The organism is Sinorhizobium sojae CCBAU 05684, from assembly GCF_002288525.1.
Lineage (GTDB): Bacteria > Pseudomonadota > Alphaproteobacteria > Rhizobiales > Rhizobiaceae > Sinorhizobium > Sinorhizobium sojae.
The window spans coordinates 817,372-836,485 of sequence record NZ_CP023068.1; the positions used below are offsets into that span (position 1 = coordinate 817,372).

17 protein-coding genes are annotated in these 19,114 nt (G+C 61.4%); 16 read left to right on the forward strand and 1 reads right to left on the reverse strand.

Features of this window, described 5'->3' with window-relative positions:
* Nucleotides 1–10: 10 nt before the first annotated feature.
* The 11 genes from SJ05684_RS21405 to SJ05684_RS21455 all read left to right on the forward strand — a co-directional run bounded on the left by SJ05684_RS21405 (nt 11) and on the right by SJ05684_RS21455 (nt 10,438).
* The gene (locus SJ05684_RS21405) at nt 11–442 is read left to right on the forward strand and encodes a hypothetical protein (RefSeq protein WP_034858076.1); all 432 of its coding nucleotides are present in this window, start codon (nt 11–13) and stop codon (nt 440–442) included.
* On the forward strand, nt 439–1,239 hold the full coding sequence (gene sctJ / locus SJ05684_RS21410) for a type III secretion system inner membrane ring lipoprotein SctJ (RefSeq protein ID WP_034858075.1): 801 nt from the start codon (nt 439–441) through the stop codon (nt 1,237–1,239). Before SJ05684_RS21405 ends, sctJ begins: the two co-directional genes overlap by 4 nt.
* Nucleotides 1,236–1,889, forward strand: coding sequence for a SctK family type III secretion system sorting platform protein (locus SJ05684_RS21415; protein ID WP_034858073.1), 654 nt, complete (start codon nt 1,236–1,238; stop codon nt 1,887–1,889). The genes sctJ and SJ05684_RS21415 overlap by 4 nt, the downstream gene beginning before the upstream one ends.
* Before the next feature lie 12 nt (nt 1,890–1,901).
* Complete coding sequence (locus tag SJ05684_RS21420) at nt 1,902–2,507, forward strand: FliH/SctL family protein (RefSeq protein WP_034858071.1); 606 nt, start codon at nt 1,902–1,904, stop codon at nt 2,505–2,507.
* A complete protein-coding gene (locus SJ05684_RS21425; protein WP_034858069.1) occupies nt 2,504–3,850 on the forward strand; it encodes a FliI/YscN family ATPase in 1,347 nt (448 codons plus the stop codon). The genes SJ05684_RS21420 and SJ05684_RS21425 overlap by 4 nt, the downstream gene beginning before the upstream one ends.
* Nucleotides 3,851–3,864: 14 nt before the next feature.
* Nucleotides 3,865–4,335, forward strand: coding sequence for a type III secretion system stalk subunit SctO (gene sctO / locus SJ05684_RS21430; protein WP_244426703.1), 471 nt, complete (start codon nt 3,865–3,867; stop codon nt 4,333–4,335).
* Nucleotides 4,336–4,339: 4 nt separating this feature from the next.
* On the forward strand, nt 4,340–5,392 hold the full coding sequence (gene sctQ, locus SJ05684_RS21435) for a type III secretion system cytoplasmic ring protein SctQ (RefSeq protein ID WP_034858065.1): 1,053 nt from the start codon (nt 4,340–4,342) through the stop codon (nt 5,390–5,392).
* On the forward strand, nt 5,385–6,035 hold the full coding sequence (gene sctR, locus SJ05684_RS21440) for a type III secretion system export apparatus subunit SctR (RefSeq protein ID WP_034858063.1): 651 nt from the start codon (nt 5,385–5,387) through the stop codon (nt 6,033–6,035). The genes sctQ and sctR overlap by 8 nt, the downstream gene beginning before the upstream one ends.
* Nucleotides 6,036–6,040: 5 nt before the next feature.
* Entirely contained in the window at nt 6,041–6,310 is a 270-nt protein-coding gene (locus SJ05684_RS21445; protein ID WP_034858061.1) for an EscS/YscS/HrcS family type III secretion system export apparatus protein, read from the forward strand.
* Between the two features lie 7 nt (nt 6,311–6,317).
* Nucleotides 6,318–7,136 (forward strand): type III secretion system export apparatus subunit SctT, encoded by an 819-nt coding sequence (gene sctT, locus SJ05684_RS21450; protein ID WP_083846246.1) that lies wholly within the window; start codon nt 6,318–6,320, stop codon nt 7,134–7,136.
* A 179-nt stretch (nt 7,137–7,315) separates the two neighbouring features.
* The gene (locus tag SJ05684_RS21455) at nt 7,316–10,438 is read left to right on the forward strand and encodes a LysM peptidoglycan-binding domain-containing protein (protein ID WP_034858057.1); all 3,123 of its coding nucleotides are present in this window, start codon (nt 7,316–7,318) and stop codon (nt 10,436–10,438) included.
* Between the two features lie 84 nt (nt 10,439–10,522).
* On the opposite strand, the gene SJ05684_RS21460 is transcribed toward SJ05684_RS21455, so the two are convergent.
* Nucleotides 10,523–13,891 carry a hypothetical protein gene (locus tag SJ05684_RS21460; RefSeq protein WP_050980151.1) on the reverse strand — a complete coding sequence of 1,123 codons (3,369 nt, stop codon included), beginning with the start codon at nt 13,889–13,891 and terminating at the stop codon, nt 10,523–10,525.
* A 341-nt stretch (nt 13,892–14,232) separates the two neighbouring features.
* Here SJ05684_RS21460 and SJ05684_RS21465 point away from each other — a divergent pair, with 341 nt between their 5' ends.
* The 5 genes from SJ05684_RS21465 (at nt 14,233) to SJ05684_RS21485 (ending at nt 19,085) form a co-directional block, all read left to right on the forward strand.
* Nucleotides 14,233–14,976 (forward strand): FadR/GntR family transcriptional regulator, encoded by a 744-nt coding sequence (locus SJ05684_RS21465; protein WP_034858134.1) that lies wholly within the window; start codon nt 14,233–14,235, stop codon nt 14,974–14,976.
* 36 nt (nt 14,977–15,012) lie between these two features.
* A complete protein-coding gene (locus tag SJ05684_RS21470) occupies nt 15,013–15,981 on the forward strand; it encodes a sialic acid TRAP transporter substrate-binding protein SiaP (RefSeq protein ID WP_034858133.1) in 969 nt (322 codons plus the stop codon).
* 63 nt (nt 15,982–16,044) lie between these two features.
* Nucleotides 16,045–16,617, forward strand: coding sequence for a TRAP transporter small permease (locus SJ05684_RS21475; protein WP_034858054.1), 573 nt, complete (start codon nt 16,045–16,047; stop codon nt 16,615–16,617).
* A 3-nt stretch (nt 16,618–16,620) separates the two neighbouring features.
* Complete coding sequence (locus tag SJ05684_RS21480) at nt 16,621–18,027, forward strand: TRAP transporter large permease (RefSeq protein WP_034858052.1); 1,407 nt, start codon at nt 16,621–16,623, stop codon at nt 18,025–18,027.
* A complete protein-coding gene (locus SJ05684_RS21485) occupies nt 18,027–19,085 on the forward strand; it encodes an L-idonate 5-dehydrogenase (RefSeq protein WP_034858047.1) in 1,059 nt (352 codons plus the stop codon). Before SJ05684_RS21480 ends, SJ05684_RS21485 begins: the two co-directional genes overlap by 1 nt.
* Nucleotides 19,086–19,114: the final 29 nt, after the last annotated feature.

Sequence of the window (19,114 nt, forward strand, 5' to 3'; positions counted from 1 at the left end):
AGACCAACCAATGACGGTTGTCCCGCCAGTTGGAAATACGACGCTTGCAGCAGCTCCCGTGGTGCAGGACTCGAATGCTGTCGCTTCGCAAGACCTGTTCGCACATGCGGCGATGAACGTCACGATCCTGCCTCACGGGGCAAGCCCGGCGGACCTTGGACGAACGATCGCCGACAACCTGCAGGGTTTCGTCGAGCGTGCCGGGAAATTCGCGACCGGCACGGAGCTTTTTGCCAAATCGGGCCAACAGGAGACGTCACGGTCGTTCTCGCCCACTTTGGGCGCTGCCGAGGCAGGTCTCACTCGGACATCGGACAGTCAGGCGGGGCGGCTGGTGGAGGCACTGGGAAGGATTTTCGATCACGCCATCGAGACGCAGATGGTCGTTCGCGGCCCGACGCAATTCACTAGCGCGACGATGACCCTCGTCAAAGGTCAATGAATATTTCCCGGATTCCCTCTGCGATCGCACGCGGCGTGTACCTCGTGCTCATGGTCGTGACGCTGCAGAGTTGCAGCGTCGATCTATATACCAATCTGGACGAGCGGGAGGCGAATGAGATGGTGGCGACCCTCTTGTCGAAGGGCATAGCGGTCAGCCGCGTCGTCCAGAAGGACGGTAAGCTGACCGTCACCGTCGACGAAGATCAATTCGCTCAGGCTGTGGCCGTGCTGAACACGGCTGGCTTGCCGAAAGAGAAATTCGCCACGCTCGGAACCGTCTTCAAGCAGGAGGGGCTCGTCGCCTCGCCGGTGCAGGAGCGGGCGCAAATGATCTATGCGCTGAGCGAAGAGCTTTCCCGGACGGTATCAGAGATCGACGGCGTGCTCGCCGCGCGCGTTCACGTTGTCCTACCGGACAATGATCCGCTGCAGCGCAACGCGATCCCCGCCTCAGCATCGGTTTTCATCCGCCACGAAGCCAGTCTTGACGTCAACCCGCTCATTCCCCGGATCAAGACTCTCGTCGCCAACAGCATATCGGGACTGACATACGAAAAGGTCTCGGTTGTGCCGGTGGCCAGTCAACGGACGAGCGAGCCCGCCACCGGCGCGGAACTCACCTCCTTCCTTGGAATTTGGATGCTTCCCGCGAGCGTCGCCAAGGCCAAACTCATCTTCGGCTGCCTGGCGGGAGCTCTGCTCGCCGCGATGGCAAGCCTCGGTTATCTGGTATGGCGCAAGCAAAGCGGGCGGCGGAAGGTCTATCCTCTGCAGCCATATGGGCCGGCAAAGTGACGGAGCGCCAAGCGGCAAGCGGCGCGACGGCCGCCGAAATGCAGAGCATCTGGGCGACCATCTGCCACGCCCCGGCGCGCCTCATCCATCCGCGCCATATCGTTACCGCCTTTGGTGGGGCGATCACGGTCGAGGCGGCCCTCAGGCTACAGCAATCCGATCGGGTGCAAAGACAGCTTTCGCGGCTGCTGATGGAGAAATTCGAGCTTCCGGATGTCGGTTCCTGTCCCTCCCCTGAAGAAGGCGACCTCAAGCTCCTGGCACTGTCGCCTTCAGCTGTAGCACAGCACAGCTACCTTGCGGGAGCGGTGTTCTGGGGCCATGTGCTTGCCGGCGAAATTCGCAGCCGCGAAGTCGCCTCGATGAAGGAGCGTATCGGCGACCGAGTATTCCGTATCGCTGTGGACAATCGAGATCTTGCCGCCCGCCACGAGCCTCCCGGCGACCTCGACTCCCTGATACAGGCGATCGAATTAGACGGCCGCAAATGCTGGCTCGACTGGCGGGCATCGCTCCCCGACGCCTTGGCGGCATGGCTACGGTTGACGGACGAGGTGGACAATGACGGCACGCGTCACGCCGAGGCGACCGATCGGACTAGGGGAGCGGCGATCGTTCGGCGCCTCCAGCGCGAAGAAACATCGACCTAGGGACGGGGAGCGATGAAAGAACTCCCCAATAGGCCGACGACGAAGATTCTGCGAAAGGCAGAAGGCCATCACTGGCTCGAAGGGTTCGCCTTTCTCAAGGCGGCAAAAACCGAAGCGGATCATCAGCTCGCGCAGGTGCGCCAGCTTGTCGAAGCGAGCAGGAGGCAGGGCTACGAGGCCGGCCGTTCGGAGGGAGAGCGTCAGGCAGCAGTCCTGCTTATGAAAACCACTGCGGACGTCAACGCCTATGTCGCTGGGCTCGACCGCCAGATCGCCGAACTCAGCCTCGCGATCGTCGAAAAACTGCTCGGCCGTATCGATCAGGCGGAGCTGGTCGCAACACTTGCGCAGCAGGCACTGCAATCCTTTCAGCATGAGCGCGAGGTTACGATCACCGTATCTCCCGCCGCGGCTGACCGCGTGGCTGAACTCATCGAGCGGCACAACAAACATCCCGCGCTAAAGATCTCGGTTCTGCCGGACCCCCGGATGGACGACGGCAAGTGCGTTCTCGCCAATGCCGTGGCTGTCGTCGACGCAGGGCTCGACACGCAACTTTCCGTCGTTCGCGACGCCTTGCTCGGTGTTCGCACTGACGCTTCGGGCTCTGCCGCATGATCGAGCAAGCACTTTCGGACCCTGGCGAGCTCATTCAGCGCCTGCGGCGACGGGCGCTGGCGGCGGAAACGCGGCCGGTGCACGGTCGCGTTCGCAGGATCACCGGCATCATCGTTCATGCAACGGCCCCCATGGTCCGCATCGGCGAGCTTTGCCATCTCCGAGATCCGGTATCCGGCGCAATGGTGCCAGCGGAGGTCGTCGGCTTCGAAGACGAGGAGGCAGTGCTCACGCCCATCGGTGATCTTGAGGGCATGTCCACGCGAGCGGAAGTGATCGCCACCGGCAAGACATTGCAGATCCCTGTTGGCGAGGGCCTTCTTGGCCGAGTCCTCAACCCTTTGGGAGACGTCCTCGATTTCGTTGAGGATCGCACGGTTCCGCTTACCACGGACATTTACTACCCCACGCACCGGCCGCCGCCCAACGCGCTGCAGCGCGATCTGGTCACCGAACCTCTGCAACTTGGTATCCGTGCGATCGACGGACTGCTCACCATCGCTCGCGGCCAGCGCGTCGGCATTTTCGGAGAACCGGGAGTCGGAAAGTCCTCGCTCCTGTCCAGCATCGTTCGCGGCACGAAAGCGGACGTCATCGTCATCGGGCTTATCGGCGAGCGCGGCCGTGAGGTGCGGGAGTTCATCGAGGGGCAACTGGGCGGGGAGGGCCGCAGGCGCTCGGTCGTGGTCGTTGCGACATCCGATCGCCCTGCGATAGAGCGGGTCAAGGCAGCCTACGGCGCGACCGCCATCGCCGAGTATTTTCGCGATCAAGGTCAAGACGTCCTGCTGCTGATGGATAGTGTCACCCGTTTTGCCAGGGCCCAAAGGGAGATCGGCCTTGCGGCAGGCGAGCCGCCGACGCGCCGCGGCTTTCCGCCCTCTCTTTTTGCCGCGCTGCCGCGCTTGTTGGAAAGGGCAGGGCCCGGGCGAGGCGGTTCCATCACGGCTCTCTATACCGTTTTGACCGAGGGTGACGGCACGCTGGACCCTGTCGCCGAGGAGACGAAAGCCATTCTCGACGGGCATATCATGCTGAGTTCCAGTATGGCCGAGCGCAACTTCTTTCCCGCAATCGACGTGCTGAAGAGCCGCAGCCGGTTGATGGAAACCGTCGCAGGCAAGGCGCACCGGCAGCATGCCGCTCACATTCGTGCGCTGCTTGCCCGATACGAGGAAATAGAGCTTTTGCTACGGGTAGGGGAGTACGAGCGCGGCGTTGATGCGCTGTCGGATGAAGCGATCGAAAAGCGCGATGCGATAGAAGCTTTTCTGAGACAGGACGGTGACGAGTTCTCGCCTTTGGAGACGACGGAAGAGCTGTTGAAGAGGATCGCACTGTGACCCGGAAAGTCGACTTGCGCCGACTCGTGGAACTGCGGGCAGTGAGGATGCGCCGCGCTGAAGTTGAGGCGGAGCGCCAGCATGGGCGCCACAGGCAGGCAGCGCGTGCCGTCGAGGCAGCGAAGCACGAGAGCCTTGCGCATGAGGCAGAGCGAAGATTGCAGGAGGAGGCCCTCTATTCCGAGCTCAACCAGGCCCCGCTAGATCAGCGCGATATCGAGAACTACCGCAGGGCGCTGGATGCCTTGGATCACCGCGCCCGCGAGTTGGAGCAGGAAATTCACGCGGCTCGACAGAGTGAAATGCGGGAGGCAAGGCGGAGCCGAGAGCTTGCGGCCGAGTATCGGGGCAAACGTAAGCTGCATGAGCGCATCTCGCTGGTCGTCGAGGAGCAGCACCGGCTGGATGCCAAGCGAGCAGACGTCCTCAGCGAGATCGATGAGGAAGATGGCGCGCCTGTAAACAACCGAAAGCGTGCCAGGTGACCGGATGAAGATGTCTATTGAGACCGGCGCCCGGGCTGCGGAAGTTCGCTTACTTGCGGAAGACCCTTCCTGGTTGCCGGAAGTTCCCGCCGCGCATGTCGATGCGTTCAACCTGCTCGCGCGGATCCGTGTTGCCTTTCGGCTGGCGCTGGCGACTGCGAATGTTTCCATCCAGCCGAGTGACGACCGGCGGGCTTTGGCGGAGCCGGTCGAGCTCGCCTTTTTTATCGGCGCGTCGAAGGGCCGGCTCATGATTCCCGCGGCCGCGCTCGACGAGCTCGCGCCAGGTCTCGGAGTTCGTGCGAAAATCGCTACGCTTACCTCTCTGCAGCGCAACCTCCTCCTGGAGGAGGCTCTCGCATTGTATCTGGAGGTATTGGAAAATCGTGTCGGTGAACCGGTGGGTCTCGGCTCACACGAAATGCCGGCGGACCATCCGATCACGCTTTCGTGGATGATCGAACTCGGCGGCTTGCCCCATTATGCCGAACTGCAGCTGAGCACCGGAGCGGCGCTGAAGATCGGCAGGGCGTTTGATCAGCCCACGCCTTGTCTGAACGGATTTGCGGCGGAGCTGGTCCACCCCGTGCAGCTCTGCGTCGGCGCCCAGCGGCTCAGCGCCGGCGAGTTGGAGAGCCTTGAGGCCGGCGACATCGTCCTGTGCGAGCAGTCTCCGACCGACGATCCCTTCGCACTCATATCAAATCACATGATCGCCTCGCTCCGCCGGGGCGATGAGGGCTACGTGCTGACGTCAGGTTGGCAACTTCTAAGATCAAGTTGGGAACACTCTTTCATGGCAAACCAGGAAATACCGTCCGAAGAACTCGAACCGCTAACGGACCTGCCGGTACAGCTCGTTTTCGAGATCGGACGGGCCGAATTTCCTCTCAAGGAAATCGCCAAGATGGGCAAGGGGACGGTGCTCCATGCACGTCCGAGCCTTTCGTGCGCTGTCAATATCATGGCGAATGGCCGTCTGGTCGGTAAGGGCGAGCTGATCAGGGTGGGCGAAGGTCTCGGGGTGCGCATCGTGCGGCTCTCGACCGATGGGTGAGACGACCAATCTCATACCGATCATCATCATTGTCTCGACGATCGGGCTCATACCGCTCGCCGTGGTTACGATGACGGGATTTCTGAAAATTTCGATCGTCCTCTTCCTGATCCGTAACGCCTTGGGCATTCAGCAGTCGCCACCCAATCTCGTGCTCTATGGCGTTGCATTGATCCTCACGGTCTATGTGACGACACCGCTCGTCGGGGAGATGTACCGCACGCTCTCCAGCGAGCAGGTCGACGTCCAGTCGATGGACAGCATGATGAGGGCGGCGGACTCGTTGCGCGTGCCGCTGCAGGCGCATCTCACGCGCTACACGGATGAGAACGAGCGCCAGTTCTTCATGCAGGCAACCGAGCGAATTTGGTCGGAAGAGGCCCGCAGCCAGGTGGAGACCGACAGTCTCCTGATCCTCGTGCCGGCGTTCGTCAGTTCGGAGCTGACACGCGCCTTCGAGATCGGCTTCTTGCTCTATCTGCCGTTCCTGGTCATTGATCTCATCGTGTCGACCGTCCTGATGGCGATGGGCATGATGATGGTGTCTCCGACACTCATTTCCATTCCGCTGAAGATCTTCCTTTTCGTAGCCGTCAACGGCTGGTCGAGGCTGATGCACGGCCTGATCCTGAGCTACGGATAGAGCCCATGGATCAAACCGCCTTCCTCGCCCAAATGCAGAAAGCGCTCTTGACGGTGCTGCTCGCGTCCGCCCCCGCACTTGCGATCGCCATCGTCATAGGGGTCGGTGTCGGCTTGATACAGGCCTTGACGCAGATCCAGGACCAAACACTGCCACAGGCCGTCAAGCTCGTGGCCGTCATGTTGGCCCTGATCGTTCTGGGCCCGACGCTCGCGGTCCAGGTGGCGAATTTCGCCAGCAACACGCTCGACGTCTTTCCGGCTCTGACGCGGTAGGTGGCACGTGGATTTTCTCCCCTCCACATTGGCGATGCTCGATGCCATCTATCCGGTGCTCGCCGGGGCAGCCATTGCCATGGCTCGGGCGCTGGGGATGATCGTGATCACGCCTGCTTTTGTGCGGCTCGGCCTGACAGGGCTTATCCGCTCCGGGGTAGCAATCGCAATTGCCCTGCCGCTCGTGCCGGGGTTCACGACGACGCTGATCGATACGCAGGGCCTGACAACAATGATGGTCACCGGCTTATTCATGAAGGAGATCATCATCGGCGTTGTACTCGGCGCGGTGCTTGGCATTCCCTTCTGGGCCGCCGAGGTTGCCGGCGATCTCGTCGATTTGCAGCGAGGATCCACCTCCGCGCAGCTCGTGGACCCGCTGCAGGCGACGGAGACCAGCATTGCCGGCACCTTCTTTGTGCTGGCGTTGGTCGCCGTCTTCTTCAAATCGGGCGGGTTTTCCCTGCTCGCCGACACATTCTACAGAAGCTACGAAATTTGGCCCTTGACCAGCTTTCGGCCTACGCTCGGTTCGGAAACTGCCACGGCCGTGCTCGCCATTCTCGACCGGGTCATGCAAATCGGCGTACTGCTGATCGCACCGATCGTGCTGGCGCTGCTGATCGCTGATCTGATGCTTGCCTATCTGTCGCGAATGTCGCCGCAATTGCACGTGTTCGATCTTTCGCTCGCAATCAAAAACCTGATCTTCGTGATCCTGATCGTCCTCTACCTGACCTATCTCCTCCAATATATGGTCGACGAGCTCGCGCTCCTGAAGGCTGCTCCGCAGGTGCTGCGCGGCCTTGCCGGTGCGTCGAACTAGACCCCTCGCCAGAGGGGGCGGGCGCCGGGAAAGCACAACCTCTGTCATCAAACCATTAAGCAAGCGCATTATTGTGGTTGCGCACCGCGCTTGCGGGCAACCCGCATATCCGCGTCTTTCAGACACCTTATCCCGTCTGGCAACGGCATCCTCGACGCGCCTCATCTCAGGGAGGTCTCATGTCCTATCGGATCGATATCGATGGTCGAAGCCGCTACAACGCGACTGGCGACCGGGCGACGGCGATTGCCGAGGAGCAACGACGGTTCTTCATCGAGCAGATCAACGCGGCCGTGCGCGAGCGGGCAGAGGCCGGAGGTCCGCATGCAATCGATCCGCTCAAGGAAAAAGCGATTGTCGTCGAGCAGGGGGATAGCCTGTGGGAGATCGCCAAGGACAACCATGTGAGCTTTGACGACCTGCTCGCGGCCAACCGGATCAGGCTCACGGGGAGGGCTGCAGAGGTTGACCCGAACGAAGTCCTGATCGTGCCGTTGACTTCGGCGGAGGTCGTCGCAGGAGAACCGGTGGACGGCAAAGGCGTGCCGGAGGGCGAAGCAGCCTTCGTCAGTGATCTCTTCGAGCGCGGAAACAAGCTTGCCTATGCGGACGAGTCTTCGAAGATGGACTACGCCGCCGAATGCAAGAGCATGCAGAGCGAGGTCGAGACCTACCTCGACAGTTTACCGACGCCTCGTCGACAAGCGGCGGCCTTGCGATTGGTGGGCAACGATTGGGGCGATGCGGGACCGGCCGGGACCGCCGTGAAGGCCGCGATCAAGGAGCGCGGCTTGAGGACGGACGGGGAGGCGGTGTTTGCCGAGGACATTTATAAGCGCGGCAATCAAACCCAATATTCCGACAACCCGAAGATCGATTATCAGGCGGAGACAGACCAGATTGCCAAGGATGTCAGAGGTTTTGTCGAACGGCTGCCTTATGTGCAACGCGCCGAGACGCTGCAACGCCTCTTCGATCGTGAATGGCTGGATGCCGCTCCTGCTCAGACCGCAATCGAGAATGCGGCGAAAGCGCTGAACATTACCTTGCGCCCATCGTCGCATGCCGGCTTCGAGGTTGAAGCGAAGGCGCGCAGCCTCATCGATGAGGCAAACGCCGCCGGACCGGGCGGAGCGTTCCGCAAATTCTCTACCGCCTACGGCTCGGCAGCGCCGGAGGTCCAGCGCGTGCTGCTTCGTTCCGCGGACTCGAGAGCCCTGATCGACAAGGCGGCAAGCCGTGCATCGAAGCCATTGGCCGACTACCAGCCGGGCCAGAGCCTCAGCGAACAGGGCGATGCTGCAACCACGATGACGAATCTCGAGCGGCTGACCGCAGGGGCCGACCCGAAACTGGCAGTCGAGCTCGTATCTGTCGCCATGCCGACGATCGAGGCGGCCAATGCCAGAAAGCAGGAGCAGATCGGTGGCGATCTGATTGGCATGAACGGCCAAGCGAACATGATGACGATCATCGATCGCATTGCCGGCACGCCCGGGGGCGACCAGCTCGCCCGGCGCTTCGCGGCTCTCGGCGGATATCACCCGAACGTGATGCCGATGGCCATCAGCAACGGCTCGCGTCTCGACTACCCGATTGCCGTCGCGGGTGGCAGCGCGAAAGCCGCTCCGAATTTCGTAACTGAGAACATCGTTCCCAACGTGAAGCAATATGCTTCCGGCACGGTCAACCGGGACGTGATCGCTTATGGGGCGCATATGCAGGAACTGCAGTGGTTGGTCTCCAACCATGGCAAGACGATGACCCCCGAACAACTCACCAAGGCGATCGCAGACTACAAGAAGGACAAGGGCGCCGAATGGGGGGTGACCGAACAGCGCCTTGAGGACAACATCGCCGCAAATGGCAAAAAGCTGCTGCAGCAGCTGACGGCGCTCGGCGAGCTGCCGCCGGAGCTCGCCTCCCAGCAACAGGCCGTCGATGAACAGATCGGCAAGATTCTGTCGGATGAGAAGACCGCGATGGCGATCAACATCGCCATGAGGAAGGATCCAGCACTGCTGGAAAGCCCGGCCGTGCTGAACCTGATGAGCTACCAGGCTCGCCTGAGCGATCGCGGCCGCAAGCTCGCGGAGGAAGCGACGACCCAGATCATCCGCCATAAGGTTCTGCCTTCATTCACAGACCTGCAATCGGACGACCCTGCTGAAATTGGCAAGGCCAGGGCGAGCCTCGAGACGCTCAAAAAGGGCAAGCTTTCACAGATGCTCGGTATTCCAGGGATCGACATGGACCGGGCGATCGATGCTGTCACCAAGTCGCTGCCGGAGGCTGGAGAGACCCTAGAGCAATCCAGTGCGAAGATGGCTCAGCTGAACGAGGATCTGAACGACCTCAAGAGCTCGAGCGGCGTCAGATCCTTTGCGAACACGACCGGTCCGGGCCAGATACTGCGCCTGATCGGAGTAGCAGCCACCGGAGCGAGCCTCGCCAATTCGGCGGCGACGGCGCAGAACAACCCTACGCTACGCAATAGTCTGAAAGTCGCGATCGACGCAGTCGGACTCGGCCAACGCGCGGTCGAAATCCTGGGAGGAATGGATCATCTCGACGCCGACTCCGCGGCCGTCAGGCATTTCGGTAGCAGCAGCAGACCGGCCGTCAAATTTCTGGGCGCACTCAGCGGCGGGTTCGATGCATGGATGGCTGTGGACCATTTCAGGGACGGCGACCCGTTAATGGGCAGCCTCTCGGCCGCCGCGGCGGGCGGAACGATCATGGCCGCGCTCGGAACCGGCACGATGTTCGGCCCGGCCGGGCTCGTCATCGTCGGCGCCGCGGTCATAGGTCAGATGATCGTCGCCGACACACGAGACTCGAATAAACACATGAATGCCACGTCGATGCGTTTTCTGGCGCATTCCGGCCTTGACGAGGGTATCGCTCGCGTCCTCGTCGACCAGAGCGGGGACGGCCACAGCCCGGTCCCTATTCTCGGCAGATATGCCGAATTGAAAGGCTATCACCTCGATGAGCCAGCCGGCCGCCAGCGCTTCGTGGATTGGCTGAAAACAATTCCGGCCGAAAAGCTGGAGAAGTTGCGGGACAATCTTCACCACACGCTCGATGCCTTTGGCGGCGAAGCAGCGAAGCTGGCAGCGACCGCAGCCTCGGACCAAGCTTTTACCGATGCAACACGATTGAATGCCGGGTATGTGAGTGGAGAAGTCTATTTCCCGAGCACCGCGGAGAAGATCCGAGACGGCAACGCTGCTCCCTCTTCGGCGGTACAGATCGACATAGTCCTGGCGGAACTCGGGATTGCCGCTCCGCCGGCGTGATGCGTCTTGGCACCAGCCGGGCTGTCGTGGCAAATACGCCCGCCCTTGGCGAGCCGTCAAAAAGGTGCGGTGCAATCGGTCACATCAACCGGTGGGTAGCGTATAGTTGTATTCGCGGGCCCAGCGCTGGAAATCTTCGACCGTATCGATCTGGTGGCGTTGTATCCGGGTATCTCCCGCCGCCGGGTACTGGCTGCCTGGGGGAAGATAGACGCCGCGGCCTTGCGGCATCCATGGGGTCTGCCCTGCGGTACTTTCATCCGGATCGTTCTTCAGTGGGAATTCTCCCTCATCGTTCGGCTTCACCTGCAGGGCATAATCGATCATCCGGTCGCGCTCACCTACATCGAGCTCGTAGAGATAGTCGATCATCTGGCTCGGCGACACGCCCTGCGCTTTGGCGAGAGTTGGGTTTAGCGCCAGATAGGGAACGCCATTTTCATCGCAGTTGGCGAGGCTTTCTGGCTTTTCGACACTTGGCGCAGCCCCCTTGAGATAGGCACCGAGCGGGCCCTCAAGGCGATTTGCATCCTGGACATGTCTATACTGGCTGATGCCGGTGACTAGCCCGGCCGTCAGCAGGAAGCCGATGGTCGCGACGGGTCCGGCTGCGACGGCACCGGGCATTGCCGCATAGATGCTCGCCGCCGTGCCGGGAATCCAGGCGGCGGCCATCGGCAGGTCGCCCTTTCTCAGTTCATGACCGACCTGCAGCACCGAGAGAGCAACGCCAGCGCCGTTATAAATGCGTGGCAGCCACTCCCAGCCGCGCAATCCCGCAATCTGCGAGAAGCCGGCTCGGCCGGTTATCAGCCCGCGCGTACCATCCACTGCAAGGGCCAGATCCTTGGCTGCGCCGCCGGCGAAATACCACCCCCAGGCCTGATCAATAGGCACATCGGACCGGGTGAGAGTTGCGGTTCCCCACAGGTTGAGCAAAGCAGAGCCGGTGTTGACGAAAGGGCTGGACGGGGTATGGGCATTGATCCCGGTGCGGGCCTCGATCGTCTGTATAGGATAGGTCTTGAGCCAAAGGTTCCGGGCGATTCCCGTCATCGCCGAAAGGCGCCCGGCTGTGCCACTTTGTGCACTGAGGCGATTTTGCAGGGCGTCGAGGCGCCGGTCCATTGCGTCGAAACGAGTATCGGCCGACGGCTGTATGGGAGAAATGCCCGGGATCAGTCCGCCGCCGCCCTGGGTCTGGAATTTGAAAACCTCGAGCAGGACGTCGCGTCCGGTACGGGAGAGGAAGCCGGCGTTCGGTGCCGGACGCACATCCGGGCGGGCTTGATCCACAGTGCTGAAACGGTCGAGCAGTGCAAGCGTCAAAGCAGGGTTCTCGTAGAGAACGGTCTTGGGATCCTCCAGCGAATGGAGCTGCGTCGCCATTTCGGCATAGGGATCACCCGCCGGCAACTTGCCGAGTTCCTCAACGAGCCGGTTGAGATCTTCCGCAGGCACATCCTTCATCCTGTCAAGCGCAGCGTCCTGCGCCACACGCTGCGATGCCAGCGCCGCGCTCGGGCTCGACTGGGTCAGCAGCGGGAGCGAATTGATCTCGGCATCTTTTCCTTTGCCGGTTACGATCTCCTGATCGACCTCATCCTTCAGAGAATTACGGGCATCCTGCAGATGGCGGGCACCTTCCAGGCCCTTTAGTTCGGGAGGCAGCTCCTGCGTCGACGCCAGCGTCAAGACGATCGCTTCACCGTAATGGTCGGTCTTTTCGACCAGGGATTTTTGCGATTCCAGCAATGAGTTCACGCCATCCGCATGGGAAAACGTGCTGGATTCCCCGATATTCTGCCGCCCGGTCTCGGAGACATAGACGATCTTTTCGTAAAATTCCTTTCCAGTTGACTCCGCGGTCTCCTGAAGCTTTTCGACCCCCATTCCCGCCTGCCGGAGAATACTGGAGGCTTCCGTCTCGTATTTGTTGCCTGTACCGACGACGCTCGGATCCATCAGTTGGCGCGCAACCTCCTGCGCAAGCGCCGGGCTGTGGCCGCTGGCAATCGCTTCTTTCAGGCCGCTCCCGATCTGGATCGCCAGGCTTTCGGAGGACTGATGGGATTTTTCTCCGGTTGAATAGATCACCCGCGCGATGGACGAGGCGAGTTCCCGAACCGCCTCTTCGCCCTTTGCCGTGTGCATCCGGTCCGCAAGGATCGTCAGGTTGGTCATGGCATCCTGGACCCGGCGGTCATCGGCCATGATCGCGCCCATGCCATGGTCGACCTGACTGCGGAAAAGATCAAACACCGCGGAATTGACGGCGGACTGCGATCCCTCGACGCGCTGGACAGCAAGATCAGTATCGATGCCCTCGGTCTGGGCAACGAGCTCCGCTAGCTCCGGGATGGAATTTGGCGAATCGAGCGCCGCATCCAGGTCATTTGCGGCATCGTTGACGGCCCTGGCAGACCGCATGACAAGGATCTCGTCGGCTGCGACGTTGACGGTCGATATGTAGGGATCATTTTCCAGAGGACCTTCCCGGTTCGGTGTTGCCGCCGCCAGGATCTGGGCGACATTCTGCACCGCCTGCGTCCGGATCAGTTCTTCATTTGCTCCCTTGCCGCCATTCGTCTTGACGGCTTCTTGGGACAGGTCGTCCATCAGCGCCACCATGGCATACTGCACGTTCCGCCACTCCGCCGATGCGTCCCGCTGTCTTGATGCGGTCGGAGTGCCTTCCGCTTCGGCCATCAGCTCGCGCAGATGGGCGGTTCTCTTCCGCCCGGTGGTCTGATCGGTGAACTCGACCTTCCGCGCGAAGATTTCGTTGATCTGGTCACGCGCTCCGGCTTTTGCCTCATTGATGATCTCTGCGAAGCCCGGATGCCCCTCTCCGACGGGCGCGATCGCGGCCGCATGGGCGTCGAGCGATTTGTTCATAGCGCTCTCGTCGAGCGCGTTTGCGAGCCCTTCTTCCAGCAGGCCGGGTGTCAGCAATTCCGCAGCGTCGCGCCGTTTTTCCGCGGCCGCCTGCCGGACTGAAGGCGCTTCGATGGCCATGAGCTTGCGCACATGCGGAGGGACATCGCCCTGGTTTGTGGTCATGTCTTCATAAGAGGCCTGCGCCAAGACGGCTTCGTCCGTCGTTTTGACGGCGGCTTTGACATTGTTGAAGAGCCTCTGGTCGAGAACTGTGAGCGTTTCGCCCTCGAGGATCAGGTTGGGGTTGTCCCGCAGTTCCGGATTCATCAATTGCAGCTGATCGAGACTGTAGCCACGCCCTTCGCCGATCTCGATGGCCGTATCACCACACTTGATCTTGTGAATGATAACACCGCCCGGCGTCTGAGTGTCCCGCGGCCCTTTGCTTTTCTTCGTTACCTGAGGATCTTGTGCCTTGCCGAGCGCGGCCTGGAAGTTGTTTTCCGCGGATTGGCTCGAAGCACGCGAAAATTGCTGGCGAGCAAGACGATAAAGGTTAATCGGCTGGGTCAAAGGGACCTCCTGTCCTTGGGCGGTCGGGAATTTCCGTGCTGTATGACTGGGAGACGGTGAGCCTAGTGAAGCTGAAGGGGTGACCGTAGGACACAACCAGCAGTATCAGCAACCCTCATTTCTTGGGGGCATTGCCGAACCGATCGAACCACCATACCGGGAGCAGGCAGCGCCTGCCCACCAGCACGTAGACCGTCTTTGCGTAGGTCACACTGCAGGCAAATTCGTTTTCGGCCAAACCTCGTGCACTGTACAGCAGACAGGTTGACACAGACACAATCATGAGTATCGTTTGAAAATTGGTATGACCACCTGGCCACTTGGCCGTCTCGGAGAAGATGATGTTCTCTGCCGTGGAATCGCGTCGCCTCTATCGTCAGGTGGCGGACCAGATGCGAGGCCTGATCGAGCGGGGCGAATTGGTGCCCGGTTCGCGACTTCCGGCCGAGCGTGATCTGGCGCAGAAATTCGGTGTTTCCCGCCCGACAATACGGGAGGCCCTGCTCGTGCTCGAGGTCGAGGGCTTCATCGACATCCGCATGGGTTCGGGCATCTATGTCGCGGTCCGCCAGACGTCGGCTTCCGACGTTCCGCCGGAGGACTTTGAGGGACCGTTCGAGTTGCTGAGGGCGAGGGCGGTCGTCGAATGTGCCATTGCCGAAGAGGCGGCCCGTCTGGCGCGGCCCGAACAGATCGCCATCCTCGACGGCAACCTAGCGCGAATGGCCGCAGCCCTGGAAGATCGTCGCAGGGCGCTGGCGATCGACCGCGAGTTCCATGTTCTCGTATCGAGCATCATTGCCAACCAAACGCTGAACCGCTTCGTCGGAAGCATCCATGACATGCGCATGACGCCCTATTTCGAGAAGCTGGCCAGCTATTTCGAAAATGCGGAGACATGGCGGGCCGCAATGGAGGAACATCGCGTCATCCGCGACGCGATCGCCGCCGGCGATCCAAGTGCAGCACGTGCCGCCATGCGCGCGCATCTCGATCAATCGCAACTTCGCCTGTCGGCCAGCTTCGGCGAGGAAACGACCGACAGTACGATACCCGCCGCGTGGAGGCGTGTCGGGGGAAAATAGCATCGCCGCATGACTTCACTTTGGGAGGAGAAGAAGATGAAGGTCAGACTGCTACTAGGTGCGACTGCGATTATCCTGGCTTCGGCCATCACCGCTCAGGCTCAGACGGCGCTCAAATGGGCGCATGTCTACGAGACGTCGGAGCCGTTCCACACCGAATCCGTCTGGGCGGCCGAAGAGATCGGCAAGCGCACCGAGGGGCGTTACAAGATCGACGTCTTCCCGGCCTCGCAGCTTGGCAAGGAGGCCGACATCAACCAGGGCCTGAAGCTCGGCACGGTCGATATCATCATTTCCGGCTCGAGCTTCGCCGCACGTGAATATGCGCCGATCGGCGTCACCTATTTTCCCTACACTTTTCGCGATCCAGGCCATCTGATCGCCTATACCAAGAGCGATGTCTTCAAGGACCTCGCCAAGGGCTATGAGGACGCCTCCGGCAACCACATCACTGCCGTCACCTATTACGGCACGCGCCACACGACATCGAACAGGTCCATTTCCAAATGCGCCGACATGCAGGGCCTGAAGATGCGCGTCCCGGACGTTCCGGCCTACCTGGCCATGCCGCGCGCCTGCGGCGCCAATACGACGCCGATCGCCTTTGCCGAGGTCTATCTCGCGCTGCAGAACGGCACCGTCGAGGCCCAGGAGAATCCGCTGACGACGATCGAAGCCAAGAAGTTCTTCGAAGTACAAAAGCATATCGTGCTGACGGGCCATATCGTGGATCACCTGAACACGGTCGTCTCCAAGTCCCTGTGGTCGCAGCTTTCCGATGCGGACAAGCAGATCTTCACCGAGGTCATGCAGGAAGCCGCGGAGCGCGCTACAAAGATCATCGAGGAGCGCGAGAACGGGCTCGTCGCGACCTTCAGGGAGCGCGGCCTTGAAGTCACCGAAGTCGACAAGGCCGATTTCGAAGCGAACGTCATAGATAAAGTGGCGCTTGAGGACTTCGGCTACCGCAAGGAAGACTGGGAGGCGATCCGCGCCGTCAAGTGAACCGCTTGCCGGCGGTCGGTTGAGCGCCGCCGGCATTCCGCCCACCTCGCCGGATGATCGCCCATGTCACAGGAAATCCACTTTCAGACGACGCCGGAGGAAATCGCCCATTCCTTCGACGAGGCCCCACCAGCCGCGGATGTTTCGGGCTACGCCTTCGAGGACTGGATCACATTCGTCATCTTCTGGATCATGACGGGTTGCGTGTTCCTGCAGTTCTTCACGCGCTATGTTCTGAACGATTCCTATGCCTGGACGGAGGAGATCGCAACCAATTGCCTGATCGCTGTGGTCTTCCTGGGCTCGGTCATGTGCGTCCGCGTCTCGCGGCACATCCAGGTCGACGTGCTTTACCACTATCTGCCCCCAGTGATGGCGCGGGGTGCCGCGATTTTCGTCGATCTCGTTCGGATCGGATTCTTTGTCTATGCCTGCTGGCTGATGTGGCGCTATGTCGAAATCGTCGCCCATGAACGCATGGTCACCGTCGATCTGCCGCGCAACATCGTTTTCTACAGCGTCATGGCCGGTTTCGTGCTGATGCTGATCCGCTCCATACAGGTTTTCATCGCCAATCAACGCCGCGGCTATTCGGTTCTCGAAAAGCCGGAAGAATTTCAAAAAGTCGAGGGCTGATCCATGCTGCTGCTTGTCGGTTCCTTTCTGGTGCTGATGGTGATCGGCGTGCCCGTCGCCATCTCCATGGCCGTGGCATCCGTCCTCTATCTCGTTTTCTATAACGTCGCACCGGACATCATCGCGGCACAGCGGATGATTGCCGGCGTGGAAAGCTTTCCGCTGCTTGCGGTGCCGTTCTTCATTCTCGCCGGAAACCTGATGAACTCAGCCGGCGTCACCGGGCGCATCTATTCTTTCGCCGTCGCGCTCGTCGGCTGGATGAAGGGCGGGCTCGCGCAGGTCAATATCATCGGCTCGGTGATCTTCTCCGGCATGTCGGGCACGGCGCTGGCGGACGCGGCCGGCATCGGCACGATCGAGATCAAGGCGATGAAGGATCACGGCTATCCGGTTGAGGCGGCGGTCGGAGTTACCGCCGCATCGGCGACGCTAGGGCCCATCTTTCCGCCGTCGCTCCCCTTCGTCATCTACGGCATGATGGCGAATGTCTCGATCGGGGCGTTGTTCATGGCGGGAATCGTGCCCGGCGTGGTGATGACGGCGCTGATGATGCTGACTGTCGCCATCCTTGCCTATCGGCGCGGCTGGGGCTCCGACACGCCCTTCGAGATCAAGCGCCTATTGTCGGCTTCCCTCGAGGTCGTGGTCGTACTGTCGGTGCCGCTCGTGATCTATCTGTTGATGTCCGCCGGCCTTTCGATGAACGTCGCCGTCGGCCTTACACTCGTCGCGCTTCTTGCGCTCGACTGGTATTTCGACTTTTCCGCGGTCATGGCCTTGATGACACCAGTGATCCTGATCGGCGGCATGACAATGGGCTGGTTCACGCCGACTGAGGCCGCAGTTGCCGCGGTCCTCTGGTCGCTGTTTTTGGGGCTGGTGCGCTACCGGAGCATGACCATGTCCATGCTCGCCCGGGCGACTTTCGACACGATCGAGACGACCGCTTCGGTGCTCTTCATCGTCACGGCGGCTTCCATCTTTGCCTGGCTGCTGACGGTGAGCCAGGCCGCGCAGTTGCTCTCCGGGGCGATCCTGACGATCACGGACAACAAATGGGTCTTCCTGATCCTGGTCAACCTGCTGATGCTGTTCGTCGGCTGCTTCCTGGACACGATCGCGGCGATCACCATTCTGGTGCCGATTCTGCTGCCGCTCGTGACCCAGTTCGGCATCGATCCGGTCCATTTCGGGCTGATCATGACCTTGAACCTCATGATCGGCCTGCTTCACCCGCCTCTTGGCATGGTGCTCTTCGTGCTGTCGCGCGTAGCGAAACTCTCGGTCGAACGGACGACGATGGCGATCCTGCCCTGGCTCCTGCCGCTCTTCATCGCGCTGCTGCTGATCACCTTTGTCCCGGCGGTGACCCTGTGGCTCCCGGGCATGGTGGGACTCGTGCGCTGATGGGGAGAGCGACGATACGTACGCGCTTCGCGCGGCTCCATGGCCGGCGCGATCTCCGGGTGGAGACGGCCGACATTGCCGAACCTGGCGAAGGCGAGGTGCTGCTGAAGATGGCGGCTGGCGGCATCTGCGGTTCTGATCTCCACTATTATCAGGACGGCGGCTTCGGCCCCGTCCGGGTGCGCGAACCGATCATTCCAGGCCATGAGGCGTCGGGCTATGTCGCTGCGCTCGGGCCGAATGTATCCGGGCTAGCAGTCGGTGCGCTCGTGGCGGTCAATCCGAGCCAGCCTTGTGGACACTGCCGCTTCTGCCGGGAGGATCTTTCCATTCACTGCCTGAACATGCGGTTCATGGGGAGCGCGATGCGCTTGCCGCATGTCCAAGGCATGTTTCGCAATTGGCTGATTGTTCCGGCCAGCCAGTGCTTTCCGGCCGGAAGCCTCGCCGGTGCGGACGAGGCCGCCTGCGCGGAACCGCTGGCCGTCTGCCTTCACGCGGTAGCGCAGGCCGGCGATCTCAGCGGCAAGCATGTCCTTGTCACCGGCGCAGGGCCGATCGGAGTGCTGTTGGTTGCCACCGCCCGCCATGCAGGGGCCGAGACGATCGTCGTCTCCGATCTCGCCGATGCCGCGCTCGAACGCGCGATGGCAATGGGCGCGACGAAGGCTCTCAATGTCCGACTTGATCCGATGGCGCTTGCACCCTTCGAAGCGGAAAAGGGCCGGTTCGACGTCGCCTTCGAGTGCTCCGCGGCGGAGCCGGCGCTCCGAAGCACGATCGCCACGGTCAGGCCGCGCGGCCTGATCGTCCAGGTCGGCGTAACCGGCGATATCGCACTCCCGCTCAACGCGCTGGTCGGCAAGGAATTGCGGCTTGTCGGTTCGCAGCGTTTCGACGCGGAATTCGCTCGTGCGGTCGACCTGATCGCGACGCGTCACATCGATGTCAGGCCGATCATTTCCCACGCCTTTCCGCTCGACGAGGCGGTCCGCGCCTTCGAGCAGGCCGGCGATCGCTCGGCGGCCTGCAAGGTACAGCTAACATATTTGCCTTGATTGGATCCGCGCTGGCGGAAATCGGCGAC

Coding starts and splice junctions, on each gene's coding strand:
- SJ05684_RS21480 (WP_034858052.1), top strand. CDS start 16,621: ATGCTGCTGCTTGTCGGTTCCTTTCTGGTGCTGATGGTGATCGGCGTG.
- sctQ (WP_034858065.1), top strand. CDS start 4,340: ATGAAGATGTCTATTGAGACCGGCGCCCGGGCTGCGGAAGTTCGCTTA.
- sctJ (WP_034858075.1), top strand. CDS start 439: ATGAATATTTCCCGGATTCCCTCTGCGATCGCACGCGGCGTGTACCTC.
- SJ05684_RS21475 (WP_034858054.1), top strand. CDS start 16,045: ATGTCACAGGAAATCCACTTTCAGACGACGCCGGAGGAAATCGCCCAT.
- SJ05684_RS21420 (WP_034858071.1), top strand. CDS start 1,902: ATGAAAGAACTCCCCAATAGGCCGACGACGAAGATTCTGCGAAAGGCA.
- SJ05684_RS21405 (WP_034858076.1), top strand. CDS start 11: ATGACGGTTGTCCCGCCAGTTGGAAATACGACGCTTGCAGCAGCTCCC.
- SJ05684_RS21455 (WP_034858057.1), top strand. CDS start 7,316: ATGTCCTATCGGATCGATATCGATGGTCGAAGCCGCTACAACGCGACT.
- SJ05684_RS21485 (WP_034858047.1), top strand. CDS start 18,027: ATGGGGAGAGCGACGATACGTACGCGCTTCGCGCGGCTCCATGGCCGG.
- sctR (WP_034858063.1), top strand. CDS start 5,385: ATGGGTGAGACGACCAATCTCATACCGATCATCATCATTGTCTCGACG.
- SJ05684_RS21445 (WP_034858061.1), top strand. CDS start 6,041: ATGGATCAAACCGCCTTCCTCGCCCAAATGCAGAAAGCGCTCTTGACG.
- SJ05684_RS21425 (WP_034858069.1), top strand. CDS start 2,504: ATGATCGAGCAAGCACTTTCGGACCCTGGCGAGCTCATTCAGCGCCTG.
- SJ05684_RS21470 (WP_034858133.1), top strand. CDS start 15,013: ATGAAGGTCAGACTGCTACTAGGTGCGACTGCGATTATCCTGGCTTCG.
- SJ05684_RS21465 (WP_034858134.1), top strand. CDS start 14,233: ATGTTCTCTGCCGTGGAATCGCGTCGCCTCTATCGTCAGGTGGCGGAC.